The organism is Vitiosangium sp. GDMCC 1.1324, assembly GCF_003044305.1.
In the GTDB taxonomy this organism is placed as follows: Bacteria; Myxococcota; Myxococcia; order Myxococcales; family Myxococcaceae; genus Archangium.
Window position 1 is genome coordinate 162,962 of sequence record NZ_PZOX01000022.1, and the last position, 26,739, is coordinate 189,700.

The window sequence follows — 26,739 nt, forward strand, 5'->3', positions numbered from 1 at the left end:
CGCCGAATCCGCGGCCCGGAAGTTGGATCTGCTCCGCACGGAAGAAGAAACCTGGGTCGCCAAGGCCTTGGGGCGCCCTCCACATCGTGTCTCTTTTGTAATGGGCCGCGAGCGCGTCCTCAGCGCTTCGGCTTCGGGACGTGCTGATCAATCAGGATGGGGTTGCCATCGGGGTCTATGAACATGAGGCTCGCGGGGCCAGTGGAGGACTCGTCCGCGGCGGAGACGAGGGTGATGCCGCGGGCCTGGAGGGTCCGCTGGAGCTCGCGGACGTCGTCGAAGTCGGCGAGTGGATTGGCATTGCGGTCCCAGCCGGGATTGAAAGTCAGAATGTTCTTGTCGAACATGCCTTGGAAGAGGCCGATGGTGCTGGTCTCGTTCTGCATGATGAGCCAGTTCTGGGCCTGGTCACCGCCGATGGCACGGAAGCCGAGCTTCTCGTAGAACGCGCGGGAGACGGCGATGTCCTTGACTGTGAGGCTGACGGAAAAGTTGCCGAGGTGCATGGGGGCGGCTCCTGTGGGCGGGGCGGTGGCGGGTTGGCGAGGAGGCGCCGCCGCACAGCCGCTCAGGGTGAGGACAACCAGTACGCTGCTGAGGATGCGAAGCATGGGGTACTCCAGGGCTGCCGAATGCGGCCGCCGCTCGGTAGGGTACCTGATTTCAGCAGGGCCAGGCAGAGGGTTCTCCTGGGCGCGGGGGCGCCCTTCTACGGCAAGCCGGCTCTGCGGAGCGCGAGACGCGTCCACGTGACGCCTGCGCGGAAGGCGCTGCGCAATCTGCACGCCCGCGCACTGCCCCGGGCGTGAGTCCCTTTCAGTCCATCTCGCACCTGCTGCTCAGGGTGCTATTTCACCTGGGCGACGGCAGCTCTGAATCCCTTCTCGAATTCATCGCCCTTGTTACAGAGCATTCCTATGTCTATGTGCTTGTCCTCACCCTCCATGGTCTGGGCCAGAGTGTGGTAGGTGGGTGGGTTGGAGTCGCCGTCCATCTACCCGCCAGGAACTACAGACCATGCCTGCCCATCGTGTCGTGCTCACTTTGATCACCCTGCTGGTGCTCATCGCTCCCAGCGCACTCGCGCGTGCACCCATGCCCATTCCGGATGCGGCCAGCGTCAAAGCCTTCGAGGAGCAGATCCTCGCCATACACAATAAGCTCCGCGCGAAGCATGGCGTTCCTCCCATGAAGTGGGATGGCGCGATCGCGAACTACGCGAAGAGCCGCGCGAACCTCGTCTCGCAGAGAGACGGTCTCTCCCATGGCCACGCAGGGCTCGAGGGTTATGGTGAGAACCTCTATTGGGGCGCGACGTCAGAGGCGTTGCCCAGTGGAGAGAAGGCCGCCGCCGCCGCCATCGAATCCTGGTACAACGAGATTAAAGATTACAATTTCGCGAACCCGGGTTTCTCTGGAACCACCGGCCACTTCACGCAGGTGGTCTGGAAGGACAGCACCAGGCTCGGCTGTGCCATCGTCCAGGGGAAGGGCGCCAGGTGGCTCGAAACGTATGTCGTCTGTAACTATCTGGTTCCAGGAAACATGATGGGGCAGTTCCCGGCCAACGTTCTTCCCCCGAAGCGCTGACCTCGGTCGTCGCCCCACTGCCCTGCGTGGCTACATCCACCACGCAGGACTCTCCCTTCGCGGACCTACCTGAAGGGGATTAGCTGCCTGTCGTGTCCCGGTGCACGCGGCGCGGCGACACGTCCACCCACGCCGCCGCCCTCCACCAGGACGGCGAAGCCGATGCCGTTGCGATAGCCGATGAACCAGTCTTGTGGCTTCGGCTCTGCCACCGCTTGGGGGAGGCGTGACGCACCATCAGCGCTTGCGTGCCTCGATGAGGCTCACGCCGCTCGGGGAGGGAGTGATGCGCTCCAGCGCCCAGCCGGTGCTGGCGAGCAACGCCTCGTACTCGCGGGCCGTGCGCTCGCGTCCATCCGAGACCACGAACATGTTGAGGTCGATGAGGGCCGTGCGCGAAGGCTCCCCATCCGGCATCACCATCTCCACCACGATCAGCCGGGCTCCCGGCAGTGCGGCGCGATGAATCTGCCGGAGGATGGAGGTGGACGAGGCGTCGTCCCAGTCATGAAGGATGTGCTTGAGGAGGTAGGCCTCCGCCGTGGGGATGACGGGCTCGAAGAAGCTCCCCGCCACCAGCTCCATCCTCTGGCCCAACCCCTCCGCCTCCACATGGGCCCGAGCTCCGTCGATGACGTGCGGTAGATCGAAGAGGATGCCTCGGCAGGAGGGGTGGGCACGGAGCACGGCGGCGAGCAACACGCCCTGGCTCCCCCCCACATCGGCCACGCGGGCATAGGGTGAGAAGTTGTGGAGACGTGCCACTTCCGCGGCAACGAAGCTGGAGAAGCTGCCCATCGCACGGTCGAAGTGCGCGGCCTCCTCCGGGTTCTTCTGGTAGTGCTCCCAGAGGTCGGTCCCCAGCACCTTGCGGACCGGGGAGCGACCCGTCTGCACGGCAGTGACGAGGTCTCCCCAGGGCAGCCAATGGCCGGGGGCGGTCTGCATGATGGCCATGTCACGCATCGACCCGGGCACCTCCGAACGGAGGCAGGCCCCCAGCGGGGTGAGCGTGAACGTGCGGGGAGGCACCTGTGTGAAGAGGCCCGCGACCACCCCCGCGCGCATCAGGCGGTACAACCCATCCGGGTGGGCTCCGACCTGCGGCGCCAGCGCCTCGCTCGAGAGAGGACCGCTTGCGAGCAGGTCCGCGAGGCGAAGTCGCGCGACCACACCGATGACCTGGGAGATCCAGTAGCTGGAGATGTGCTCCAGGAGTTGCTGCGAGAGATTCGGCGGAGGTGTCTGGTCCATGGAGGGTGGGACCATATCGAATCGCGTGATGCGCGCCGAAAGCAGATTTTGGCCGTGCAGCCCCCTTCAGGCACACGCCGGCCCATGCGGCCCATCCGGCAAGTTCGCGTATGCCAAGACCCGCCGCATGCCTCCACCCGGATGGCGCCCGAAGGGACAGCCTCGAACTCCGCTCGCCCACGCTGCACACGCTGACTCAGTAGTCGGACGGAATGCTCGGAACCCGAATGTCGCTTCGCTTTCCCCGGAGACTGCTTGAAATGAGAGATCCAAGTAAATGAACCCCCGTTTCAATCAGTTCGCGACAACCCCAGCTGCATCCCTGCTCACCTCAAGGGCACTGTCCCCGGGTGATGCACTTGCCCTCCTGAATGACCTTCGCCTTGAAGTCGAGCGGCGCGCCCTGCAACAGGGCAGGACCCTTCCACACCTCTCCTTGGGAGACGTCATAAGCCGGATCCAACCCCCGCCAATTGAAGCCAATCACGCCCAGCACGGACGGATCCGCGAGCGCGGCCTGCCGGAGCGAGGTCAGGTTCGTGGCCAACCAGCTCCTCCCCTGCGCGTTGTCGGTGGAGGTCTTCAACGCGGTCTCCGCGACCAGGAAGTACTTCTTGTTCGGAACAAGGGCTTTGAGCCGCTCGAAGCGATTCAGGATGGTACCGATACCCGCTGGGTCCGAGGCGATGCCACAGAGGCTCGGAGACACGGAGGTCGCGGACCCATAGGAGACCGGATAGCAGTTGAACGCCACCCAGTCCGCAGCACCGGCTCCCTTGGGCGTCACCTGCCCCGTCATCGGGACCGCAACCCAGGAATACAAGAGGGCGAACGCTGGAGTGTGGCCCGTGCTGGGGAACAGCGCACTCGCGGCCTGGACAAGCACCTGCTTGGCGGCGGCCAGATTCGCATCGGTCACACCCGCCTGGATGTCTGGCTCGTCGATGGGGAACACCGCCGCGATCTTCCGATACTCACTGGGAGAGAGCTGCGAGATGAGATATTGATACCTCTGGCTGGCGGTTGGCAGTTGCGGCTGATCGGTTGGCGTGCAGGATCCATCAAAGTAGACAAGCTTTGTGGTAGCTCCACACGTGGCGGATCCGTAAAGAATGCCAAACCCGTCCAGCATGACCTTGCTGACGTCCGATCGGCCCAGCATCGCTTTCAGGCTGGTTCGATCCAGAAAGGGAGATGCCCACACGAAGTTGGTGTGGTCGAGGGTGTCGTTGATCGAGTCCACGAACCCCGGCTGCCACGTGCCGAAGTACCCGAACAGTTTCGGTGCAGGGGGCGGCGGTGGAGCAGCTCTCACGCCTGTGACGTAGATCGACTGGAGCAGTTGTCCGCTGGAAGTGGCTCCTTCGCGAAGATCGAACCGATACCTTCCCTCGCGGATCCAGCCGACATACGTGGACCCAAGCGCCGTATCGAACACCCACCCGCCCAGCTCCGGAGCCCCGGCAGGCGCCTCCGCAACCCAGACCCGGCCGTAGGCGCCAGCGGAGATCCCCGCCTGCAGCAGGACCTGGCTGCTGCAGAAGGTGCCGTTGTACGGCACGGCGCATTGCGTGGGGCTCGCGCTCAGGGAACCCACGGGGACGTTCCGATAGGCCCTCACCTCGAACCAGGCCACCCATGAAGGATCGTATGTCGTCACGATCCGGACCCAGCGAACGGGGGTGGGGTTGGTGACATTCACCACCAGGGTCAGGCCCTCGTAGGTATAGCCGCTGAAGCTGCCGAGATTGACGGCCACCCAGCTGTTTGTGTAGCCGACGAGCTGATGCGTCGTAGCGCCGCTGGGGTACTGCGACACGACGAGCTCGAGTCTGCTCAGGGAGATCTCACTGCCCAGATCGAGCTGAAGGAACGGTTGTGCTGTACCCGTCGTGCCGGCATTCCACATCGTGGACGGGTTCCCATCGACCGCATTCTGCGGGGCATACCCGGGATAGGAACTCGACGCGGCGACGCCGTAGACGGGCAGGGGGGAGTCCGCCCTGGCGGCAGTGGAGAGCAGACAGACCAGAAGACATATCATCCGCCAGCGTGGCATGAAGTGAAGCGATTTCATGATTTCACCATTGTCATCGAATACGAGCGCCCATGAGGCGCGGGCAGCGCGGAAGTATCCGCCGCGGCGCCCTGATCGCATAGGGCAGGCGACGAGGCGAGCGAAAGACCGAGGGACAGTCCGGAAGCTCTCAATGAGGCCGCCCATCGCGCCACAGGTCTTTTCCCAGGAGCCAAACACTTGAGAAAAAACGCAGGCGCGCCCACTTGGCTGCGGCTATCACCCAGGAGCCGCCCTTCTGGCGTAGAAGCCAGCCCTGTCGTCGCGTCCGGCTATTGAATATCAGACAATCATGCGCCGCGAGCTCCTCCAGCGTCTCGGGTTCGCCGCGCGCCTCGAGGTAGGAGGGCGCGGCGCAGACGACCGCCCGGTGTTGAGACACGAGCTGGGAAACCAGGAGTGCCTCCGACGCCACGCTGGACAAACCGGTCTGGGTGCCAGACTGGTTTGGAAACCCTTCGGGCGTCAGGGCCAGGGACGGCAGACGAGCTGGCCGCTGTTCACTGTGTTACCGCTGTTGACGAAGCCCGTCCCGATACTGTCCGTGTTGATGCCATTGCAGTAGAGGCCGTAGCCCGAGGTGTTGTTGGAGACGAACTGGTTGCCGATGTACTGCCCGCCCACCGAACCCTTCTCGTTGTAGACGGAGCCTCCCCAGCGGCTGTAGGCGACGTAGTTGTTCTTCGCCAGGAAGTTGTCCGAGCCCGAGACGATGTCCAGGCCCCACTCGCCTGCATTGGTGACAGTGGCGTTCTCCACGGCGCAGTTGTCACAGTTCACCAAGTAGATGGCGCTGGCCCCCGAGTTCACGACGTAGGTGCCGTAGATCTTCACGCCTTGAGAGTTGTAACCAGCGATCTCCCCGTCGCCCCCTGGACCATTGGCCCGGCCTCGCGCCTCGCCCCAGAGGATCTCCACGTTGGTTGCATCGGTGATCCACAGGTTGGGGTCGGCGCTGCCGTTGGACAGATTGCCGTTCTCGGACATGAACGTGTCCCAGACGTGTGCATTCGTCGAGCCATTGAGGCCGATGCTGATGAGGGTGCGCTTGATGCGCAGGCCCCAGATGATCTGCTCGTTCTCGTAATAGGAAAGGACGCCGTACACAGGGAGCGTCCCGGCCGCCCCCTCGATGGCGAAGTTCTTGAGCGTCGTGTGGTTAGAGGGGCGGAGGATGGTCTCTGCGCTCGACACGATGCGGACCAGGTCGCGCGTGGAGCCCGTCCCCTCCAGCTGCTTGCCCGCAGGGACCACCAGGGTCGAGGTGAGGTTGTAAGTGCCAGGAGACAGGCAGAGGGTCGTCACCGTCGTGCTGTTCAGCAGCCCTTGAAGGTTCTGCCCGGGCACCGCCGTGTAATCACAGGCCAGTGCCGCCCCCGCCGCCAGAGTGCTCGCCAGCACCACCAGTACGCCAAAGTGCTTCAAGTTCATCCTTTCGTGACGCAGGCCATGCCTGCGGGTGCGGCACGATAGGACAAGTCGTCACCGTTCAAGCGCTATTGGCCGCGAGCGTCACAAGGCCGCGGCGAATCTCGCGGCAATGGGCGCGGCGACACGTCCGCCCACGCCGCCGCCCTCCACCAGGACGGCGAAGCCAATGCCGTTGCGATAGCCGATGAACCAGGCATGCGTGGGCAATGGGGTGCCGCTTCCGAACTCGGCGGTGCCCGTCTTGCCGGCAAGTCCCGCCACGCCCGCGGCCGCCCGGCCCGTCCCGCCGGTGACGACGGCGCGCATCAGCACATGCAAAGGCATACGGGCGCCGGGCGCGAGCGAGGCATTCGGGCGTTCCTCGAGATCGGCCAGGAGGTAGGGCGCGCGCCACCGGCCCGATTCGGCCGCCGCGGCGACCGAGGCCATGTGCAGCGGCGTGGCCAGCACGCGTCCCTGCCCGATGGCGGCCGCGGCCTGCTCGGCCGCGTCCCGGGGTCCGGGAAACGAGGCGCCGGGGGACGGAAGCCCCACGCGGTAGTCCACGTCGAAGCCGAAGCGGCGGGCCGCAGCCCCGAGTGAGTCCGCCCCGAGCCCGGCGGCCAGCGTCACGAAGGCGGTGTTGCACGAGTAGGCGAAGGCCTGGCGCAGGCGCGTATCCCCGAGCGCCTCGCCCTCGAAGTTGCGAAACAGCCTGCCTCCCACGGACACCCCGGCCGGACACGACACCGGAGCGTCCGCGCCCATCCCCGTGGCGAGCAGCGCTTCCGCCGTGACGACCTTGAAGGTCGAACCGGGCGGATAGCGGCCCGTGAGTGCCCGGTTCAATGGCTGCTCGAGCGGCCGGCTGGCGACGGCCAGGACGGCGCCCGTATGGGTATCCACCGCGACGAGCGCCGCCGGCCACGTCACGCCATCGAGCGCGGCCTCCGCTGCGGACTGCACCTCCGGGAGAAGCGTGGTGTACAGCGGCGTGCCCGGCATCCCCTCGAAGCGGCCGAGCACGCGCACTTCGCCAGACGGGCGGGTGAGGCGCACCTCGCCGGAGGGGCTTCCCGCGAGCCGCGTCTCATATGCCAGCTCCAGCCCGGACAGGCCCACGATGTCTCCCGGCTGATAGGCCGGGCCCAGTTGCGCGAGCAGCTCGGCTGTCACCTCGCCCACCCGCCCCAGGGTGTGTGCAGCAAAACCTTCCGCCGGGGAGAGCCGGGCGCTCTTGCGGCGGAAGAAGATGCCAGGCACGGGCGCCAGCACCGGACGCACCTGCTGGTAGCGCTCGAGCCGCACGTCGATGATGGGCACGAAGTGCTCGGGCGCCGCGCCCGGCACGTTCAGCGCCTTCTCCAGCCTCGCCGGGTCGACGCCCAATTGCGCCTGGAGCGCCGAGGCCACGGCGGCGCGATTCCGGATGCGCCGGGGCTCGACCCCGATGGTGATGACCTCGCCCTCGTGGGTGAGGGGCTGGCCTCTGGCGTCGAGGAGGGCGGCCCGCTCCGGGCGCGTCCTCGTGCGGGAGAAGCGGTCGCCCTCACGCGCCTCGGGGTGCAACACCGCCGGAGTCCAGCGTACCCACCAGCGCCCCTCGCGGCGCACGAAGCGCAGCGCGCCGTCCACCTCCCACTCGCCCTGCCCTCGCAGCACGTGGATGGCGCGGAAGGTGGCCACCGCGCCCTCCCCTTCGAGCTCAACGCGGCCGAGCTCGAAGCGGGAAGAGAGGATGCGCAGGTCCTCGCGGAAGCGCTGGTGCTGCGCCTCGAAGCTGGCCGGCGGCTCGGCCACCGCGCGCCTCAGGGCCGCGATGTCGCCCTCGGCCCATGCCCGCAGGTACGCCTGGGCCTCTTCGCGCGGGCCCTCCGCGGGCCGCACTTGTACAGACACGCAGGCCGCCAGCAGCAGGGCTGCCGCGGCGCTGACTCCAACCTTGTACCCTCGCCGTGACACAGACCGTACTGTGCAGGCAGACCCCGGCAGGTCAAGGAATCCGGCGACGCCTCCTCCCCCTCCGAGGGCCCGTTCAAACCACGTGAGTGCCCGCGCGTCTTCGCTCATGCTGCGCGGCATGGCCGAGCAATGGCGGGTGCAGTTCGATGCGAAGGTGACGTTCCAGAATGGCGGCGGGCTCACCGTGGAAGGGTTCCGCCTCGACATCCCCGGAGAGAACATCACGGACGAGGAGCTCGCCGCGGTGTTCGTGCGGCACCTCGGGCTGCTCATGGTGGGTGAGGTCCGGATCAGCCACAAGGAGCTGATCCGCGAGCCGCACAAGGGCTCTCGCGGCGTGATGGAGCCCGGGCAGCGAGCGGAGCGGCGGCGTCTGGTCGAGCTGAGCCACGTCATCCACCACGGGATGGTCACCTATCCGGGGCTTCCGGGCCCCGAGGTCTCCGACCATCTCACCCGGGAGGGCTCGAGGGCCAGGTACGCCGAGGGAACCGAGTTCCAGATCGGTCGCATCTCGATGGTCGCGAACACGGGCACGTACCTCGACACGCCGTTCCACAGGTTCGCGCAAGGCGCGGACCTCTCCGGTGTGCCGGTCGAATCGGTCGCCGACCTCGAGGGCATCGTGGTCCGGATGGAGGACAGTCAGAGCCGGGCCGTGGACCGCAACGTGCTCCTCCCCTACGACGTGAGAGGCCGCGCGGTGCTCGTGCAGACGGGCTGGGACCGCCACTGGGGTACCGGGCGCTATGGAGTCGATGCGCCGTTCCTCACCCGTGGAGCGGCGGAGTGGCTGGTCGAACAGGGCGCGGCGCTCGTGGGGATCGACTCGGTCAACATCGACGATACCGGCGACGGTACACGGCCGGCGCACACGCTGCTGCTCGAGGCCGGCATCCCGATCGTCGAGCACCTGCGTGGGCTCGCACAGCTCCCGCCAGACGGGTTCCGGTTCCATGCCGCTCCCCCGCTCGTCCACGGGATGGGCACCTTCCCGGTGCGCGCATACGCCGTGATAGGCGGTTGACGGCAGTCCCTCACAGCCCGAGCGCGTCGAGCATCCGGGACGTCAACACCCGGTGGGGATCCACGCGCTGCTTCAAGGCACCCAGGGCCTCGATGAACGGCGCGTGCATACGGCGCAGCAGCGCGGGCTCGCAGTGGGCCTGCTTGAGGAGCAGGACCTTGACGCCGTGCGCTTCAAAGGCGCGGCGGCTCACCTCTCCCAAGAAGGCGCGCACCCGGGCCTCGTGGGGCTGTCCTCGCCGCACGCTCATGCTCACGGTGAGGAGGTACGCGCCTCCGGGCATGCCGTGGGCCGCATGCAGGGGCCACGCGCATTCCGGCAGCCGGATCAGATCCTGCTGCTCGAGCCGCGCTTCGAGCTCCGGGTACGCATCGAACACGTCGAAATACATGTCCAGGAAGGCCCGCCGCCGCTCCACGGGCACCGCGAACGTCTGGTGACACACCGTCAACCGGGGATCGACTCCCAGGGCGCGCAGCATGCGTGGGAGCACCGCTGGCGAGGCAAGGTAGTCATATGCCCGATCATAGCTGCGCTGAAAGAACGTGAAGCCATAGAGGCCCGCGTGAAAACGCCGGCCCCGCTTCAGCACGAGCCCCTGGAATGGTCTCACGAGCCCGGGCATCCGATTGGCAATGCCTTGCGCCACGATGTTCCGCCGGGTGGAGTCGTCGGTCAGCGGCAACGGCGCGGCCTTGTCATGGGGCTCGGGCATCACGATGCGGTCGCCCAGCAACACACTCATCCCGCGGCGCCCGAGGAAGAACAGCCCCCGGCCCAGCGGGTATTCACCCGCGCGGTACACCGCCTCGAGCCGCTCCAGGGCCGTGAACCCCCGGGTCGGACAGTGTTCGAGCACCGTGATCTCCGCCCGCTGCCGCTCGCGCACACGGAACAAGCGCAGCTCGAGCTCCAGAATCACTCCCAGGGCCCCGAATGAGCCTGGCACCTGCCGGAACAGCTCTCCTGCAATCCCTGGCGCCGCAGCATGACACTCGTGGACCGCGCCATCCGGCGTCATCATCCGGAATGCACGGACCTCCTCGGCGAAGAAGCCCACGGCGTTATGGGCGCATGCCACCAGGGCGCCCGCCAACGAGATGCGATCGCCCGTCGGCGGGTGGTACGGCAGGTGGTGGGGATACTCGCGGTGCAGCGCCTCGAAGGTGAGGCTGCCCGGTGCACGCACCCAGATGCTGCCATCCGCCTCGGTGGAGAGCAGGCGTGTCGCGCCGGACAGCCGGGCCGTGGAGACACCCTCCGCGCCCTCGGGCGGGAGGAAGTGTTCGCCGAAGGAGCGCCGGGCCCCGATCAGCGTCAGGCGCTGGCGCCGCGCCGCCGCGTCCTGGAACAGGGCCGAAAGTTCCTCGGGAGAGGCCGGCTCGCGTACGCTGGCGGTGGCTTCGTAGAGGCCTCCCATGGCCCGGAGGTCGATGGTCATCGTCTGCATGATTCGCTCTCGTTCCACGCTCGAAAGGGGACTCCTCATACACTTGAGCCGGGTGAGCCGGACGCTCAGTGCCTTCGTTGTCGCGAGCCTGTCGTATGCAACGGCAGCCCAGGCCGAGAGCGCCATCGCCGGTACGGTCGTCAGTGCGGAAACGAACATGCCTCTCGCGGATGTGGTCGTGACCGCGACCTCACCCAGCATCCAGGGCGAGCAGGTGGTGGTGACGGACGCCGAGGGCCACTACCGCATCCCCGAGCTCCCACCGGGCCTCTACACCCTGCGCTTCGACAAGGAGTCGTTCAGGCCACTCTCGCGGTCGGAGCTCCAGGTGGCACCGGAGCGCTCCGTCCAGGCGGACGTGGCCCTGATCTCGGAGGAAATCCAACCCGAAATCTTCGGATGCGGGCCGCCGCTCATCGACACGGGGTCCACGACCACGGGTGTGAGGCTCTACCCGGAGTTCATCCAGACCCTCGCGGTGAACCCGCCTACCGGGAATGGCGGCGCGGCTCGCTCCTTCGACAGCCTCGCCGAGCTCGCTCCGGGCGCTCAGAGCGGCGCGTACGGCGTCTCCATCAATGGAGCCACGGCCTTCGAGAACGCGTACAGAGTGGACGGCTTCTCCACCCAGGACCCGGTCCTCGGGGTCAACGCCAGCCCGCTGAGCGTCGAATTCATCCAGGATGTCGAGGTCATCACCGGCGGCTACATGCCCGAGTACGGCCGCGCTTCGGGTGGCATCATCCGCGCGGAGACCCGGTATGGCAGCAGCAATGCGTTCCACGGCTCCGTGTTCGGCAACTGGGTGCCGGGTGCCCTGGTGGGAACACCCACGCCCGTCTCCCGTCCCGCGTCGGCCCTCTCCGGCCAGAACGCGCTCGAGAACCTGGGTAACTTCGGCGCGACCCTCGGCGGCCCCATCGTGAGGGACAAGTTGTGGTTCTTCGCCGGCGTGGCCCCGGTGCTCTCCCGAGTGGAGCACACGCGGACCCTCCAGGCCCTCGCGCACGACGCCCGCCCCACCCCCATTCCCGGCACCTCGCGGACCTTTTTCGCCGACGAGCGCGGCCTCCAGGCGCTCGGCAAGCTGACGTACCTGTTCAACCAAGACCACAACGTGAGCCTGTCCGTCATCACCACGCCCACCCGCTCGGGTGGAGACGGCAGGCTCACCGTGGACCCTCTGACCGGAGGAGTCCAGGAGCTCGTGGACTCACACCCGGATGCCTCGGGTCTGGTCCAGCTCGACAGCAACTTCACGACGGCCGGCCTCGAGTACAGAGGCGCGCTCATGGAGAAGCAGCTCCTGCTCGAAGCCAACCTCGGTTGGTCTCGCCAGACGCTCTCCAGACTGCCCGTCGACGGCAGCGGCGACGCGCTCGGCACGCCCGAGGGCGATGCGGAAGTCCTCTCCGGCAATGGGCTCGCCGGCCGCTCTCGCGTGACGTACAGGATGAAGCGGCCCGTGGGCCTCCTGGAGAACGTGCCGGATGCGGCGCTGTTCTGCGGCACCTCTTCCGCCGAACAGACCCTGTTCTGCCCCGTCCAGGACTACGACATCGGCGGCATCGGCCAGATGTTCATCAACACCGTGGACCGCTACCAGGCCAACGCCAGGGCCACCCTGCTCCTGAATATCCTCGGCAATCACGTGATGAAGGCCGGCGTGGACGCGGACCTCGTCTCCTACGAGCAGATCCGGGCCTCATCGGGTGGCGTGCGCTTCGTCGAGTCCACCGATGGCTCCCTCTGGAGGGACACCGACCGCCACGGCTACCTCTCCGGCCCGGACGCCCCTGTCACCCTGGGCAGCGACACGCTCCGCTCCCGCAGCATGACCCTCGGGGGCTTCGTGCAGGACAGCTGGAACTTCGCCCAACGGTTCACGGTGAACGCCGGTGTCCGCTATGACATGCAGTCGCTGTATGGGAATGATGGCGAACCGGCCCTCGTGCTCGGCAACCAGCTCTCCCCGCGCGTGGGCCTGATCGTGGATCCCCTGGCCAACGGCCGGATGAAGCTCTTCGCCCATTACGCGAAGTATCACGCCCAGATTCCACTCGCCGTGCTGGACCGCATCGCTCCGGCCGAGCATCGCTATAGTGCCTTTCGTGCCGCACAGCGGCCGGACGGTACGACCGGGTGCGATCCCTCGACACTCGAAGGCCAGCGCACCGGTTGCTCCGATCCCGCCAACGTGGTGCCGCTGGAACCCGGAGGTGAGGACGCCCTGTACTCCTACCGGGTGCCAGAGAAGCAGTTCATTGATCCCCTGCTCGCGCCGCAGTCCTCCAGCGAGCTCGTCACGGGCGCCGAGCTCGAGGTGCTGAATAACGTCCGGCTGAGCGCCACCTATACCCACCGCAACCTGGACTCGGCCCTCGAGGACATGAGTCGCGATGGCGGCAACAGCTTCTTCCTGGGCAATCCGGGCTCGGGGGCCGCCGCGGAGTTCCCAAAGGCGGAGCGCACCTACGACGCGGCCACGGTTGCGCTGAGCCACGAATTCGTCACCTACGGCTGGCTGGCCGAGGCGAGCTACACCTGGTCACGCCTGTACGGGAACTATCTTGGCCTCGTCCAGGCCAGGGCCGGTCAGCAAGCGCCGAGCATCCTGACCGACTTCGAGATCCCCTCCATGATGGAGAACCGGACAGGACTGTTACCCGAGGACCGCACGCACTCCATCAAGGTCTTCGGCGCCAAGGAGTTCCAGCTCACCCACGGACTGAGAGCCAGCATCGGACTGTCCTACCGAGGCTTCTCGGGCACGCCGATCAACTACCTGGGGGGCCACCCGCTCCTGGGCACGGGCGAGACCTTCCTGCTGCCACGCGGCTCGGCCGAGCGCACGCCCTGGCTCCACTCCATCGACTCCCACATCGGAGTGACCTGGCAACTCAAGCGTCAAGAGGTCTCCCTCACGCTCGACGTGTTCAACCTCTTCAACTTCCAGGAGGTGACGCGAGTGGACGAGAACTACACCTACGCCGCCGTGCTGCCGCTGACGAAGGCGGTGGAGGCCGGTCAGCTCACTCCGGACATGATCACCACCAGCGAGGGCTCGCGGCTCACCGAGTCCCAACTCAACCGTTCCTTCAAGCAGCCACTCCAGTATCAGACGCCGCGGCAGGTGCGCCTCGGCCTCCGCTATGCCTTCTGAGCGCGGCTTTCAGGCGGCGCTCGCGGCGGGGAGCATCGTGGCCCTCTCCGCCATGTTCTGCGGCTCGTCCGACCAGAAGCGCAGCCACTCCGAGCGCAGTGCCCGCGCATCCTGCCGTCCCAGCTCGATGAGGATGTCCGCGAAGCCCCCGTCGAAGAGCAGGTACGACGCCAGGTCCGCCTCGTGCGCGGCATCCCGGTCCACCAGCCGGAGGATCGCCTTGTGCGCCAGGCCCGAGCTGCGTTTGCGGAACTCGGGCGCGCGGACGTACTCGGCGGCCAGCGAGCCGATGTCCCTCGAGGGCCGCACCAGCAGCTCGCGCACGTAGCGCAGGGGCTGGCTGCGGTGGTGCCCCAGCACTCCGCCGAGCGTCCGCGCGAAGTCCTTTCCGTACGCCACCGTCCCCGCCTCGAGGATGGCGTTGAGCCTGCGCAGCCGGCCGAGGTCCTGGTCGGTGCGGTCCATCATCAGCGTGTTGAGCATCTTGCCCGCCAGGAACGGCGCGGTCGCGAAGGCCTGCTCCCGCTCCTGCTCGGTGCTCTCCTCCGCTTCTTCGGGCTGGCGGACGCGGAGCGCTTCGTGCCGCAGGGAGATGACGATGACCCGCTGGGCTCCCAAGCGCAGCGCGGGGCTGAGCGGGACGTTCAGCCGCAGCCCTCCATCCACGTGCAGCTCGCCTCCGAGGCGCACCGCCGGGAAGACGACCGGGATGGCGGCCGAGGCCAGCGCGTGGTGCGGAGCGATGCGCGTGGCCCGGGCTTGGTACGAGGGATCATTCCCCCAGGGAGGGATTCCACCGCCGCGCCGCTGGACGAACACCGTGGCCCGTCCGCTGCCCACGTGCGTGGTGCTCACCGCGAGCGCCTCGAGATGGCCCTTGCGCACGTTGCGGCCGATGCCCAGCCACGGAATGCCGCGGCTCACGATGGCCCGCAGCCCGCGCGGATCCACCAGCCCGCCGTATTGGATGTCTCGGGGATGGGACGCCGGCTTGCCGAGCGCCTCGCGCACGACGCGGAAGATGTCTCCCACGCCGCACCGGAGCACCTCCTCCACCTTCATCCCGGTCCAGTGCGCCCGCATCCCCTGGGCCTGGAGTGCTGGCTGATCGCTCGTCGCGGCCAGATAGCAGGCGTGGATGGCACCCACGGAGGTACCCGCCAGGATGTCCAGCTTCAGCTCCCGGCCGATCTCCGGCTCCAGTTCTTCCCGCAGGTAGGAGAGCACGCCGGCCTCGTAGGCTCCACGTGCGGCACCACCACCCAGCACCAGACCTGTCTTCAGCCCGGTCATCATGGCCATTACTCCTCTACTCCCTCTCTGGAGAGTCTACGGCGGATGGCGATGTGACAGCGAGGCCGACACTTCCCACAGAGGCCCACAACGACACGTCCCGGGGCGGTCCCCTCCAGGCCACTCGCGGGAGGAATGCGTGCCCCTCTATCGTGCGTGCCCTCGTAACTTTGGAACTCCGAGGGATGACACGGTGAGCCACGCACCTGACAGGAGCGCGCAGTCCCAGTCCGCAGCGCCCGAGCAGCGAGCCGAATTCAAGGTGACCTCGATCGCCCGGGCCGGCGCCAGCGCCGCGGCTACCGTCGCCTCACGGGCCCTGGGATTCGGGACGGCCGGCCTCGTCCTCGGAGGGATGGCCTTCTTCGTCGAGCGGAGCTCCGGGCTGCTCGCACACCCGTGGGAGCCCTGGCGCTACGCCGTCTACGCCCTGCTCCCGGCCTACATGGCCGCGGGAGCTTTCGGTCTCGGCGCCGCGGGAATGTGGCGGGGCATCGGCCGCGCGACGATGAACCTCGTGGAGGAGCACTCGCTCACCCGGCACATCGTGAACCGCGTGTTCGAGCACGCGGAGCACCTCGCCGCGAGCACGGCCACGCCGGAGCTCCTCCGCAAGCCCCTGCCCATCCAGGCGATGCGGGAATTGCTGGCCCGGGCGATCGCCCGCTACGCCGCGAGCGATGATGCCGAGACGGGCCTCCGGGGCTTCTCGCGCGCCATCCTCCGGCGCCTCAAGCTCGCGGTGGTCCGCCAGATCGAGTCCAGGCTCATCGAGCTCATCGGCGAGCAGGCGCGAGATCAGGGCGCCGTGGAGCTGACGCTCTCCCGCCTGCGGGAGCTCGCGGAGAAGGAGCTCGACAGCCGGGTGATGGACGCATTGGAGGGCGCACGCAACCAGCAGGCGCTGCTGTGGGGAGCGCTCTTCGCCGGCGCTGTGGCGCTGCCGCCGCTCGTGCTTATACTGCTGCGTTAGCCCTCGCGAGAGTCCGGGAGTAAGTTGCCGGTACGCGTGTTGGTCTCCGCGTAACGTCACCGGACTGGCCGCTCGCCGTCGGCTGCACAGGAGTAGGACCATGTGGAAACGAGTGGGACTGTTTCTGGCCGTGTCGCTGCTGGGACTCGGGTCGGGTAGCGCCGAAGCACGCTTCGGCAAGAGCTCGCGCCCGTCCTCCCCTTCGCCCTCACCGGGGCATGGCTCGCCGGGCAGCAGCGCGGGACGGCCGTACCGCTCCCCGTATTACGGCTCCCCCTGGGGATACTACGGGTACTACGGCAATCCGTGGGTCCGGTACTACTACGACCCCTCCTGGGCCTGGCCGTATATGGGGCCCGGCCGCCCGTACTACTACGGCAGGTACTACGACCTGATGTGGCGCAACCGGCTGATGCCGCGCCCGAACGCACAGGTGGAGAGCACTCCCGCCCAGCCCATCCAGGTGGACCTCACGGCGGACGCGGGTTTCGTCGCGCAGGGCTACGCGGTGGGGCTGGGGCTGCAGGCGGAGGGCGAGCAGCTGGGCTTCGGCGTGAAGCTGAACATGCTGAACCTGGCCACGGACGATGGCTCCGCGGGCAGGGATCGCATCTCCCTGCTGGGGCTCAAGCCGAGCGTGTTGCTGGTGTCGCGCGACAACGTGCGCCTGCGTCTATCCGGCGGCCTGGACATCGCCTTCGCCCCGGACGTCACCTTCGTGGGACCGGGAGTGGGCGCGAGCTCGGAGCTGCGTCTGGTGGGCCCGCTCCAATTGGAGGCGAGCGGCAACTGGACGATCCTCCCCTTCACCCAGCTCACCGGGGACGCCGGGCTGGCGGTGAAGCTCGGCCCGGTGCGGCTGAGGGGTGGCTACCGCGCCATCTACCTGGATGACCGGGGTTACGTGGACGGCAACCGCAACCGCGAGCTCTTCGCGGGCCCCTACGCCGGCCTGGCGCTCGTCCTCTAAAGGCGCTCGGGTCGTGCCCGGAAGGGCTCCCGGGTTGTGCCCGGGGCCACCCCTGGGGTAGGGACGACGGTTGGTACCCCAATCGCCGAGGAATCCCCTGTCCATGGCCGGCACGTCCACGCCCAGCACCACGTCCAGCGACCGCTTCCCGCCCCAGATTCCCTTCATCATCGGGAACGAGGCCTGTGAGCGCTTCAGCTTCTACGGGATGCGGAACATCCTCACGGTGTTCCTCATCGACTACCTGTTGCGCAACGCGGTGCCGGACGAGGGGGCCCGCTCGGCGCAGGCCAAGAGTCTGATGCACCTCTTCATGGCGGGTGTGTACTTCACCCCGCTGCTGGGCGGCTGGCTCGCGGATCGTTGGTTCGGGAAGTACAAGGTCATCCTGTCGCTGAGCCTGGTGTACTGCCTGGGCCACGCGTGTCTGGCTCTCTTCGAGAACAACGCCACGGGCTTCTACACGGGACTGGTCCTCATCTCCCTGGGCAGCGGCGGCATCAAGCCGTGCGTGGCCGCCATGGTGGGTGACCAGTTCAACGCGTCCAACAAGCACCTGGTGAAGAAGGTCTTCGCCATCTTCTATTGGACCATCAACCTGGGGTCCTTCTTCGCCTCGCTCACCATCCCCCTGACGCTCAAGCACCTGGGGCCCTCGGTGGCGTTCGGCATCCCCGGCATCCTGATGTTCATCGCCACCGCCATCTTCTGGGCCGGCCGCCGGCACTACGTGGTGGTCCCTCCCACGGGCCCCAACCCCCACTCCTTCCTCAAGGTGGTCTTCTCCGCGCTGCGCCACCGCGGGGCGAGCGCGCACTGGCTCGATGGAGCCACGAAGGAGCACCCCGCCGAGGCCGTGGAGGGTGCCAGGGCCGTCCTACGCATCGGCGCCCTGCTGCTGCCCACCATCCCGTTCTTCTGGATGCTCTTCGACCAGAAGGCCTCCACGTGGGTCATCCAGGCGCGCTCCATGGACCCGCAGGTCGGCCCCATCACCTTCGAGCCGAGCCAGATGCAGTTCATCAACCCGGCGCTGGTGATGATCCTCATCCCCGTGCTCGTGGGCGTGGTGTACCCCGCGTTCCAGCGAGCGGGCTGGGAGCTCACCCCGCTGCGCCGCATGCCGCTGGGGCTCGCGGTGGGCGCGTTCTCGTATGCCATCGCCGGCTACTACCAGGTGCTGCTCGAGCAGGGCTCCACGCTCAACATCGCCTGGCAGTTGCTGCCCTACATCGTCCTGACGCTGTCGGAGATCCTCGTCTCCACCACCGGCCTCGAGTTCGCCTACACCCAGGCCCCGCGCGAGATGAAGGGCATCATCCAGAGCGTCTGGCTGCTCACCACCACGCTGGCCAACGTGGCGGTGGCCATCGCCGCGGCGCTCAACGTCTTCAGCGGCTCCGGCCAGTTCTTCTTCTATGGGGCCCTGGCGCTCGTGGCGGCCGTGGGCATGGCCCTCATGGCGAGCCGCTACCAGGTGCGCGACTACTACCAGCCGGACGTGGTGGCCGGCCCCGTGCCCGACCGCGCCCAGCCTCCGCCCGCGACGGTGGGCGAGCAGAAGGCGCTGTAGCCGAGGGCACGCCCCCCTCGGGTGGACCCACGAAAAAGGGCCCCGGGCGTCTTCCGCGCGGGGCCCTTCTTCCGCTCCCAGGAGGAGAGGGAGTCTCTGGCTCAGGCCACCTGGGCCTGGGAGCCCGTCGTCGGCTCGTCAGCCACGGGCTTCGTCTCGTCCGCGCCGTGCATCATCCGCTTGAGCATGGGCGCCAGGGCCAGCAGCACCGCGCCCGCCGCGGCGGTGGCGACGGCAATGGCCAGGAAGAGATCGAACTCGCCCATCTTCTCGGCGTAGCCGCCGATGAGGCCCGCCAGGTAGTTGGCCACCGCGTTGGCGATGAACCACACGCCCATCAGCGCCGAGGCGAACCGCGTCGGCGCCAGCTTCGTCACCATGGAGAGGCCCACGGGAGACAGGCAGAGCTCACCCGCGGTGTGGAAGAAGTAGGCCGCCACCACCCACATCAGCGCCGCCTTGCCCGCCGCCTCGCTCTGCTTGGAGGCGCCCAGCATGAACACGAAGCCGAGCGAGACCAGCAGCAGGCCCATGGCCATCTTCGCCGGAATGGACGGGTCCTTGCTTCGCCGGCCCAGCCCCGTCCACAGCTCCGCGAAGATGGGGCCCAGCAGCATGATGAAGATGGGGTTGACGGCCTGGAACCAGGTGGTGGGCACCTCCCAGCCGAACACGCTCCGGTCCACCTTGGTGTCCGTGTAGAGGTTCATCAAGCCGCCGGCCTGCTCGAAGGCCGCCCAGAAGAAGACGACGAAGAGCGCCAGCACGAGGATGACGATGATGCGGTCCACCTCCGCGCGGGTGAGGGCCGCCGCCGGAGCCGCCTGCTCCGGGCCCTTGGTGCGCGCCACCTGCGTCGGCGACTTGCCCACGTTGCCCAGCAGCTTGTTGCCGAACGCCAGGAAGACGAGCACGCCGAGTCCCATGCCCACGCCCGCGGAGCCGAAGCCCCAGCCCCAGCCGAACTTCTCTCCCAGCGTGCCGCACACCGCCGAGGCCAGGAACGCGCCCAAGTTGATGCCGATGTAGAAGATGGTGAAGGCACCATCGCGGCGCGCGTCACCGGGCGCGTACAGCCCGCCCACCATGGTGGAGATGTTCGGCTTGAAGAAGCCGTTGCCCACCACCAGCAGACCCAGGCCCCCGTAGAAGAGCGCCTCCGAGTTTCCAGGCATCGCCAGGACGAACTGGCCGAACATCATCAGGATGCCGCCGAGCGTGACGGAGAGCCGCTGTCCCAGGTAGCGATCCGCGAGGAACCCGCCAATCACCGGCGTGGCGTACACGAGGCCCGTGTAGATGCCGTAGATCTGCAGCGCCTTGGCCTGGCTCCAACCGAAGCCGCCGTTGTTGGTGGCACCCACCATGTAGAGGACCAGCAGGGCGCGCATGCCGTAATAGCTCATGCGCTCCCACATCTCGGTGGTGAACAGCAGATAGAGGCCCTTGGGGTGACCCCGGGTCGGCGTCGGGACAGCCGTGCTCTGTGCCATGCGAAGGTTTCCTCGCGAGTGGGGAGAAAAGGCGAAAAAAAAAGGCCCCTGGTTGTACCAGAAGCCTCGTCCTACCCATAAGAATGGTTGTGGTAGCCGACCCTACGTGCGCCAGTGCGGCTGCTTGGGGCGCCCCTCGGAGAGCAGCGGCGGCAGGATGCGATCCTGAGCCGCATCCAGCGGGAGCCTCACCTCCACGCGCGTGCCCTTGCCGTAGTCGCTGAAGATGCGGATGCGGCCGCCCTGGCGCAGGATGATGCGCTGGCAGAGGGCCAGGCCCAGGCCCGTCCCCTCGCCCGCATCGCGGGTGGAGAAGAAGGGCTGGAAGAGCCGCTCCATGTTCTCCGGCTTGATGCCCACGCCGTTGTCGATGATGGACACCACCGCGTCGCCACCGTCGCGGGCCGTGGACACCTTGACGACTCCGTCCGGCCCGACGGCACGCACCGCGTTGTCCAGCAGGTTCACCCACACCTGGTTGAGCGAGCCCGGATCGCCCCACACCGGCTCCGGGCACTGGTAGTCGCGCTCCACCTTCATGCCTGCCGGCAACCGCCACGAGAGCGCTTGCACGCTGGCGTCCAACGAGGCGCCCAGGTCCACCGCCACCGCCTTGCTGCCGGTGCGCACGAAGGAGAGCAGGCCCTCGGCCAGGCCGCGGATGCGCTGCCCGCACTCCTCGATGAGGTCCAACATGGCCACCGCCATGCCCAGGTCGGGGTTGCCACTGGTGAGGCTCTCGCGCAGCGGCTGCAGCGAGTTCATCAGACCGTTGAGGGGGTTGCGCACCTCGTGGGCGAACCCCGAGGTGAGCAGGCCCGTGGCCGCCAGCCGCTCGTTCTCCGCCGCGCGCACCGCCGCGTCGCGCAGACGCAGCTGCGCCTCGATGCGCGCCAGCATCTCCCGGGGCGAGAAGGGCTTGCCCAGGTAGTCGTTGGCGCCCATGGACAGGCCCTCCACCTTCGCGTCCACCTCCTGGCGGGCGGTGAGCATGATGATGGGCGTGTCCACCGTCTCCGGAGAGCTACGCAGCGCCGCCAGCATCTGGATGCCCGACATCACCGGCATCATCACGTCCGACACGATGAGGTCCGGCCGCTCCTTCTGGGCCGTCTTCAGGCCCTCCTCGCCGTTGGTGGCCTCCAGCAGCCGGTAGTAGGGCTTGAGCACCTGGCGCAGGTAGGCGCGGATCTCCGGCTCGTCCTCCACCAGCAGGACACGCGGCGCATCCGGGCCCGCCTCGGTATCCGGCGGGGTTGGCAGGGCCTCCACCGCGGTGATGGGCATGGGGGCCTCGGGCTCCTGCACCGGCACCACCTCCACCGGCACCACCTCCACCGGGCGGCGCATGGGCCGCGAGGCCACCGGCTCCGCGGCGCTCTCCACGACCTCCTCGCGCACGTGTGCGGTGCCCTTGCGCAGCCGCACGTGGAAGTTGGAACCCTTGCCCAGCTCGCTCGACACCTCGATGCCGCCCGAGTGCAGCTCCAGCGTCTCCTTCACCAGCGCCAGGCCGATGCCCGTGCCACCAAAGCGCCGGGTACCGCTCGAGTCCGCCTGGGCGAAACGGTCGAAGATGACCGACAGATCCTGCGCGGCGATGCCCACGCCCGTGTCGATGACCTCCACGTGCACCCAGGTGTCATCCTCGCGCAGGCGCACCGTGACGCTGCCCTGGGTGGTGAACTTGAGGGCATTGGAGACGAGGTTCTGGAAGACGCTCTCGATGCGCACCGAGTCCACGTGCACGGGCGTCGTCACCGTGCCCTCCAGCTCGAGCGCCACGCCCTTCTTGTCCGCCATCACCTCGAAGGGCACCAGCAGCGAGGAGATGAACCCCTGGATGTCCAGCGGCTCGTAGCGCAGCTTCGTCTTGCCGGCCTCCAGCTTGGTCAGGTCCAGCAGGTTGTTGATGAGCCGCAGCAGGCGCGAGGCGCTCCGGTTCATCGTCTCCAGGTGGGCGCGCACCGGAGGCGGGAACACCTCCGGGCCGCGCTGCAGCAGCGAGTCCAGCGTGAGGAGGATGAGCGTGAGCGGGGTGCGCAGCTCGTGGCTCACGTTGTCGAAGAACTCGCTCTTGAGCCGATCCAGCTCCTTCTGCTTGGCGAGCGCCGCCTCCAGCCGCACGTTGGTCTCGGTCAGCTCGCGCGTGCGCGCGGCCACCCGGTCCTCCAGTGCGACGTTGATGCGGAACATCTCGTCGTAGCGCTGCTGGAGCTCCTCGAGCGAGCCCATCATGCCCTCGGCCTGCTCGTTGAGGGCCTCGTCCTTGCGGCGCATCTCGCGGCGCAGGTCCACCCAGCTGCCCAGCGACACGCCCGCCAGCGACATGGACGTCACGGTGAAGGCAGGATGGCCCAGCCCCAGCATGCTCGCCCCCACTCCGCCCAGCGCGCCCAGCAGCAGGCCGGCGTAGCGGCCCCACACGGGCAGCGGATCCATCCAGCGCAGGTGGTAGCGGCAGCAGTCGGCCCCCTGCACCTGGCACTGGCTCTCGCTCACGTCGGCCGGAGGCAGCCCCCAGATGGTGGGGAAGGAAGCGAACTGGCCCATGCGCAGCTCGCAGATGTGCCGGCCGCGCTCGGGCTTGGAGCTGCGGTAGGCCAGGACCAGCCGCTCGTGCTCGAGCTGCTCGATCTCGAAGTGGCCCACGCGGTTGTAGCTGGAGCTGAGCTCCACCGTCTTGCGGAAGCAGATCTCCAGCGAGCCGAAGGCCCGGATCATGTAATACGCGAAGCCGAGCGCCTCGGGGCCGGCCATGGACAGGCCCGCCTTGCGCATGAACTGGCTGTCGCCCGACTCGGTGACCAGCACGTCGGCCAGCCGCTCGAGGAACGGCAGGGAGATGAAGTTGGTGGGCGTGCGCAGGTAGTCCAGCGACAGACTGAAGGGGTGCTTGCGGAAGACCTCGGCGAGCCGGGCCGCGCCGTAGCGCCGCTCGAAGTAGAGCAGCAGCGTGGACGTGGTTCGCACGCTCACCTCCGGAGCATTGTCCGGATGGGGCCTCTCCTCGGTCTCCACAGCCCTTTGGTTCAAGGACGCGTTCCCTCTGTCACCAGCAAGATCGAGTACTTCAAAGCATCAGGATCCGCCAGTAACTCCAGGTACTTCTGACACATGGCCCGGTAGTCTTCCAGGCCACCAAGCAGGGGGGCCACAGCGGGTTCCAGCGCGGAAAACCGGGTTTCCCAATCCTGGTACATGGCCGCGTCGGCGGTGCCAGCGATGACGAACTGCGGCAACAGGTGCACGCGCACCTGGGCCAGGCCCAGTTGACGCATGGCATGGAAGACCTTGCGGCCCACGTGGACGTCCAGCCCCACGGTGCGCAGCAGCGCGTTGGTGAAGTGCTGACACCACTGCTGCAGGGGTTCGGGGAAGGGCCAGTTGCCCAGCCCGAAACCATCGAACTCGGAGATGACCACCTTGCCGCCCGGGCGCGTCACGCGGGCGAGCTCCGCGAGCGCGTCCCAGCGATCCGGTACGTACTGGAGGACGAACTGGCACCAGGTGAAGTCGAACGCGGCGTCCGGCAAACCGGTGCGGCGCACGTCGCCCGACTGGAAGCGCACATGGGCGTGGTGCTGGTTGAGCTGCCGCGCCTGGGCCAGCCGTTCCTCACTGACGTCCATCCCGGTGACATGGCCCGAGGATCCCACCATCTCCGCGATGAGCTCCGTGATGCCCCCCGGGCCGCACCCGGCGTCGAGCACCCGATCCCCCCGCTGCAGACCGGCGGCCAGCAACGCCTCGCGCGCGTTGCCAGAGCGCTCCTGGACGAGCAGACGGCGCGCCTCGTCGCGGGACTCCATGACGTATCTCAATCCAGGCCCTCCTCGGTGGACCAGTCCGGCGCGGGGGCGCCGCCCAACCGCTCGAACACGGAGCGCCACAGCTCACACACCCGGCGGACCATCGAGCGGTGGAAGATCCACTCGGAGAAGCGGCCCAGGTTCTGGAACCCCGCCTCCTCGAGCGCCGCGGCATCCTCCTCTTCGACCAGGGCGATGGCGGAGGGCCGGCCCCGCTCGCGGGCATGCTCCACGCAGCGCTGGATGAGCGCCTGGGTCGCCGCGTGGGCCTTGGGATGGGAGCGGTTGGGAATCAGGAGCCAGAAGGCGTTCGTCTTCTCCAGGAGGTTGAGCCCCGGGGTGCTCTCCTCGCAGAGGGCCACGGCCAGGGGCGAGTACTCCCCGTCGACGACGAAGACGCGGCGGCGGCGGTGCAGCCCGTACGACTGGTAGCGCTCGCTCAGCGCGCTCAGGTCCACCTCGTCCGTGAGCAGATCCTCGCTCAGCACCCGGACGAGCTCTCCGCGGTCGCGCAGGTGCAGCTCGATCCAGACGTAGTCCGTGCGCACCCCGTCCCGTACGCGCGGCAGTTCCACGCCGCGAGTGGGCGGCTCGGAGGTGAGCGGCAGACGCATGTAACAGAAGTGGCGCAGGAAGCTCAGCCCCGGCGTCTCCAGGGCCCGCGCGAGCCAGCCGATGCGGCGGCTGGGCCAGCGGTTGTCCTTGCGCCAGGAGTAGCGGATGAACTCGACGTCGTGCTGCACCTCTCCCAGCTCCACGGAGAGGTTGGTCAGCTCGTAGGAGACCTGCTCGTTGCGCCGCACCCCGGGCCGCACGGCGAGGTGTTGGATGAGCCAGGTGCGCGAGTGGATGCGCAGCGCGGCGATCTGCCCCAGCAGGCCCTTCTCACCGGTGTAGACGAGGCTGCGCCCCAGGTCGCCCGTGGAATACACCCTGCGGTGGGTGTCCTGGAGCGTGTCCATCACCGACTCGTCGCCGAAGGGGTAGTCGGGATGGAAGCGGTAGCGGGCCTCCTCCATCAGTTGCCAGACGTCCTGGAAGGGAACGACGCTGCCATCGGAGATCGCGCGACAGCGCGAGGTCATGAAGGCGTGCAGGATGATGTCCCTGGCACGCTGGGAGAGCCCCGAGAAGCGGGCGCCGGCGCGGAAGGGCCGCAGGCCCCCATCGGGCCCGCCATCCGAGGGCAGTGCGTGGATGGAGCGCACCTCCAACTGGCAGCTCGCGGAAGTCCCATCCGGCAGCAACAGCGAGGCATCCAGCCGCGAGCCCGCGGGCATGATCTCGCTCGAGGCGTCGAAGGGGAAGGAGAGCCCGCCGACGCTCAGGTCGAGCGCGGCGCGGGTGGTGTGGTGGCCGGAGATGGGAGCCTGGAAGGAGATGAGGAAGCGGCTGTCGGGTCCGGGCTTGAATCGCGGCAGGCTGCGCCAGTTGCGGATGACGAGCGAGCGCGGCACCTGGACCGCCATCTTCCCATCCGGATCGTTGACGAGCAGGTTGCAGACCCCCGAGTAGCTCTGCCCGCCCATCTCGAAGAAGACGTCCACCTCGTCACCCGCCAGGCCCTCCAGCATGCCGGAGGACAGGCCGCGCAGGACGGCCACCCCCTCCATCATCTCCACGTCGGCGTCTTCCAGGCGCAGCTGCACGGACGGGTCGTTCACCCGCTGGAGCCAGAGGACGGCCCCGCGCCGCAACGCCTTGCGCAGCGTGGCCACCACCTCCGTCTGCGCCTCCATCGTCACGCCGGGCGCCGGGGGCGGCGGGTGCATGGCCGTGGCCCAGGAGATGCCCAGGCGCAGATGATCTCCCTGCTCGTCGTGCACCCGCAGCGCCCGCTGCACGTGCGCCCACGGCATCTTGAAGATGAGCCTCCCCTCGTGCTCGATGCGCAGCGTCTCCAGCGTCGAGCCCGGCAGGAAGTCGGCGATGGGAATCTCACCCGGCAGCAGCAGCGTGGCGCCGAAGTTGCCAATCTCCGAGCACCGCGCGGCGTAGCCCTGCTCGTTCAGGGTGAACTGCACCGCGTACGACGCGGGCACCACCGTGGTGCTGGCGGAGCCCTTGTGCTGGAGCAGGTGGGAAAGGGTGCGACCCAGCTCCGGCCCCGAGAGCGCCTCGTCGAGGACGCTGAAGACATGCCCCTCGGCGGCGCTCTGGATGAGCTCCGCCAGGCCCGCGGGGTCGGACTTGGAGCAGATGAAGACGCGCAGCGCATCAGGGGCCGCGTGAGCCACCTGCTGCAGAAAGAGCCGGGCATCGTCCGGCGGAGCGATGATGAGCGCCGGGGCCGCGTCCGCCATCCTGAACGCCGCCTCCTTCTTCGACTCGACCGCCACCACCCGGTACGAGGGAAGAGCCGAGGCCAGCGCAGCCCGCCTGCCTGCATTCGGATGTACCACCAGGACGTCTCGAATCGGGACACTCATGGACCCCTCCTCAGCAGGCAGGCCATTCAACCGTACCCGGCGCAAATCGAATGCTCTTCCGGGTGCGGCCCATGTGCCCGTGCCGCCCCTCCCCCTTCCGCTCGTGCCACGAGAAAGCCTCTTCCAACGTCCAGCATCCAGGACACCAAGTGATCGGGCTTCATCCGCAGCCAATGCGGTCCCGGGAATATCTTAGCGGTTCCTGAGAGGGTTGGCGTCAAGTGTCCGAACAGGATCTGCTCCGGGTGAAGCCGCCAGGGGGA

At 67.8% G+C, this 26,739-nt stretch carries 17 protein-coding genes; 6 read left to right on the forward strand and 11 right to left on the reverse strand.

Going from position 1 to position 26,739, the window contains the following annotated elements; all coding sequences use genetic code 11:
- Nucleotides 1–119 precede the first annotated feature (119 nt).
- Nucleotides 120–611 carry a VOC family protein gene (locus DAT35_RS44525; protein ID WP_233262073.1) on the reverse strand — a complete coding sequence of 164 codons (492 nt, stop codon included), beginning with the start codon at nucleotides 609–611 and terminating at the stop codon, nucleotides 120–122.
- Between the two features lie 406 nt (nucleotides 612–1,017).
- Between DAT35_RS44525 and DAT35_RS44530 the strand changes: the two genes are divergently transcribed.
- Complete coding sequence (locus tag DAT35_RS44530; RefSeq protein ID WP_108075410.1) at nucleotides 1,018–1,590, forward strand: CAP family protein; 573 nt, start codon at nucleotides 1,018–1,020, stop codon at nucleotides 1,588–1,590.
- A 237-nt stretch (nucleotides 1,591–1,827) separates the two neighbouring features.
- Here the strand turns inward: DAT35_RS44530 and DAT35_RS44535 are convergent, their stop codons facing one another.
- The 4 genes from DAT35_RS44535 to DAT35_RS44555 form a co-directional block, all read right to left on the reverse strand.
- Nucleotides 1,828–2,844 carry a methyltransferase gene (locus DAT35_RS44535; RefSeq protein WP_108075411.1) on the reverse strand — a complete coding sequence of 339 codons (1,017 nt, stop codon included), beginning with the start codon at nucleotides 2,842–2,844 and terminating at the stop codon, nucleotides 1,828–1,830.
- A gap of 331 nt (nucleotides 2,845–3,175) precedes the next feature.
- Complete coding sequence (locus tag DAT35_RS44540; RefSeq protein WP_158502140.1) at nucleotides 3,176–4,921, reverse strand: discoidin domain-containing protein; 1,746 nt, start codon at nucleotides 4,919–4,921, stop codon at nucleotides 3,176–3,178.
- Between the two features lie 465 nt (nucleotides 4,922–5,386).
- Complete coding sequence (locus DAT35_RS44550; protein ID WP_108075414.1) at nucleotides 5,387–6,352, reverse strand: right-handed parallel beta-helix repeat-containing protein; 966 nt, start codon at nucleotides 6,350–6,352, stop codon at nucleotides 5,387–5,389.
- Nucleotides 6,353–6,433: 81 nt separating this feature from the next.
- Complete coding sequence (locus tag DAT35_RS44555; RefSeq protein WP_199243194.1) at nucleotides 6,434–8,248, reverse strand: penicillin-binding transpeptidase domain-containing protein; 1,815 nt, start codon at nucleotides 8,246–8,248, stop codon at nucleotides 6,434–6,436.
- Between the two features lie 163 nt (nucleotides 8,249–8,411).
- Between DAT35_RS44555 and DAT35_RS44560 the strand changes: the two genes are divergently transcribed.
- On the forward strand, nucleotides 8,412–9,320 hold the full coding sequence (locus DAT35_RS44560) for a cyclase family protein (protein ID WP_108075476.1): 909 nt from the start codon (nucleotides 8,412–8,414) through the stop codon (nucleotides 9,318–9,320).
- 10 nt (nucleotides 9,321–9,330) lie between these two features.
- Here DAT35_RS44560 and DAT35_RS44565 read toward each other — a convergent pair whose 3' ends face one another.
- Entirely contained in the window at nucleotides 9,331–10,770 is a 1,440-nt protein-coding gene (locus DAT35_RS44565; RefSeq protein WP_158502141.1) for an FAD-binding protein, read from the reverse strand.
- Here DAT35_RS44565 and DAT35_RS44570 point away from each other — a divergent pair.
- A complete protein-coding gene (locus DAT35_RS44570) occupies nucleotides 10,769–13,933 on the forward strand; it encodes a TonB-dependent receptor (protein ID WP_108075478.1) in 3,165 nt (1,054 codons plus the stop codon). The two genes, DAT35_RS44565 and DAT35_RS44570, sit on opposite strands and share 2 nt — an antisense overlap.
- 9 nt (nucleotides 13,934–13,942) lie before the next feature.
- Here DAT35_RS44570 and DAT35_RS44575 read toward each other — a convergent pair whose 3' ends face one another.
- Nucleotides 13,943–15,229, reverse strand: a complete 1,287-nt coding sequence (locus tag DAT35_RS44575; protein ID WP_108075415.1) for a patatin-like phospholipase family protein — start codon at nucleotides 15,227–15,229, stop codon at nucleotides 13,943–13,945.
- Between the two features lie 352 nt (nucleotides 15,230–15,581).
- Between DAT35_RS44575 and DAT35_RS44580 the strand changes: the two genes are divergently transcribed.
- From DAT35_RS44580 to DAT35_RS44590, 3 genes are all read left to right on the forward strand, one after another.
- Complete coding sequence (locus DAT35_RS44580; protein WP_108075416.1) at nucleotides 15,582–16,199, forward strand: hypothetical protein; 618 nt, start codon at nucleotides 15,582–15,584, stop codon at nucleotides 16,197–16,199.
- Nucleotides 16,200–16,299: 100 nt separating this feature from the next.
- On the forward strand, nucleotides 16,300–17,169 hold the full coding sequence (locus tag DAT35_RS44585; protein ID WP_108075417.1) for a hypothetical protein: 870 nt from the start codon (nucleotides 16,300–16,302) through the stop codon (nucleotides 17,167–17,169).
- A 103-nt stretch (nucleotides 17,170–17,272) separates the two neighbouring features.
- Entirely contained in the window at nucleotides 17,273–18,742 is a 1,470-nt protein-coding gene (locus DAT35_RS44590) for a POT family MFS transporter (protein ID WP_108075418.1), read from the forward strand.
- Between the two features lie 101 nt (nucleotides 18,743–18,843).
- On the opposite strand, the gene DAT35_RS44595 is transcribed toward DAT35_RS44590, so the two are convergent.
- From DAT35_RS44595 to DAT35_RS44610, 4 genes are all read right to left on the reverse strand, one after another.
- Entirely contained in the window at nucleotides 18,844–20,235 is a 1,392-nt protein-coding gene (locus tag DAT35_RS44595) for a peptide MFS transporter (protein WP_108075419.1), read from the reverse strand.
- A 102-nt stretch (nucleotides 20,236–20,337) separates the two neighbouring features.
- Nucleotides 20,338–23,208 carry an ATP-binding protein gene (locus tag DAT35_RS44600; protein ID WP_233262075.1) on the reverse strand — a complete coding sequence of 957 codons (2,871 nt, stop codon included), beginning with the start codon at nucleotides 23,206–23,208 and terminating at the stop codon, nucleotides 20,338–20,340.
- A 59-nt stretch (nucleotides 23,209–23,267) separates the two neighbouring features.
- Nucleotides 23,268–24,059 carry a class I SAM-dependent methyltransferase gene (locus DAT35_RS44605; protein ID WP_199243188.1) on the reverse strand — a complete coding sequence of 264 codons (792 nt, stop codon included), beginning with the start codon at nucleotides 24,057–24,059 and terminating at the stop codon, nucleotides 23,268–23,270.
- A complete protein-coding gene (locus DAT35_RS44610) occupies nucleotides 24,056–26,476 on the reverse strand; it encodes a PilZ domain-containing protein (protein WP_108075422.1) in 2,421 nt (806 codons plus the stop codon). Before DAT35_RS44610 ends, DAT35_RS44605 begins: the two co-directional genes overlap by 4 nt.
- Nucleotides 26,477–26,739 lie beyond the last annotated feature (263 nt).

Coding starts and splice junctions, on each gene's coding strand:
- DAT35_RS44525 (WP_233262073.1), bottom strand. CDS start 611: ATGCTTCGCATCCTCAGCAGCGTACTGGTTGTCCTCACCCTGAGCGGC.
- DAT35_RS44530 (WP_108075410.1), top strand. CDS start 1,018: ATGCCTGCCCATCGTGTCGTGCTCACTTTGATCACCCTGCTGGTGCTC.
- DAT35_RS44535 (WP_108075411.1), bottom strand. CDS start 2,844: ATGGACCAGACACCTCCGCCGAATCTCTCGCAGCAACTCCTGGAGCAC.
- DAT35_RS44540 (WP_158502140.1), bottom strand. CDS start 4,921: ATGAAATCGCTTCACTTCATGCCACGCTGGCGGATGATATGTCTTCTG.
- DAT35_RS44550 (WP_108075414.1), bottom strand. CDS start 6,352: ATGAACTTGAAGCACTTTGGCGTACTGGTGGTGCTGGCGAGCACTCTG.
- DAT35_RS44560 (WP_108075476.1), top strand. CDS start 8,412: ATGGCCGAGCAATGGCGGGTGCAGTTCGATGCGAAGGTGACGTTCCAG.
- DAT35_RS44570 (WP_108075478.1), top strand. CDS start 10,769: ATGATTCGCTCTCGTTCCACGCTCGAAAGGGGACTCCTCATACACTTG.
- DAT35_RS44565 (WP_158502141.1), bottom strand. CDS start 10,770: ATGCAGACGATGACCATCGACCTCCGGGCCATGGGAGGCCTCTACGAA.
- DAT35_RS44575 (WP_108075415.1), bottom strand. CDS start 15,229: ATGATGACCGGGCTGAAGACAGGTCTGGTGCTGGGTGGTGGTGCCGCA.
- DAT35_RS44580 (WP_108075416.1), top strand. CDS start 15,582: ATGGCCTTCTTCGTCGAGCGGAGCTCCGGGCTGCTCGCACACCCGTGG.
- DAT35_RS44585 (WP_108075417.1), top strand. CDS start 16,300: ATGTGGAAACGAGTGGGACTGTTTCTGGCCGTGTCGCTGCTGGGACTC.
- DAT35_RS44590 (WP_108075418.1), top strand. CDS start 17,273: ATGGCCGGCACGTCCACGCCCAGCACCACGTCCAGCGACCGCTTCCCG.
- DAT35_RS44595 (WP_108075419.1), bottom strand. CDS start 20,235: ATGGCACAGAGCACGGCTGTCCCGACGCCGACCCGGGGTCACCCCAAG.
- DAT35_RS44610 (WP_108075422.1), bottom strand. CDS start 26,476: ATGAGTGTCCCGATTCGAGACGTCCTGGTGGTACATCCGAATGCAGGC.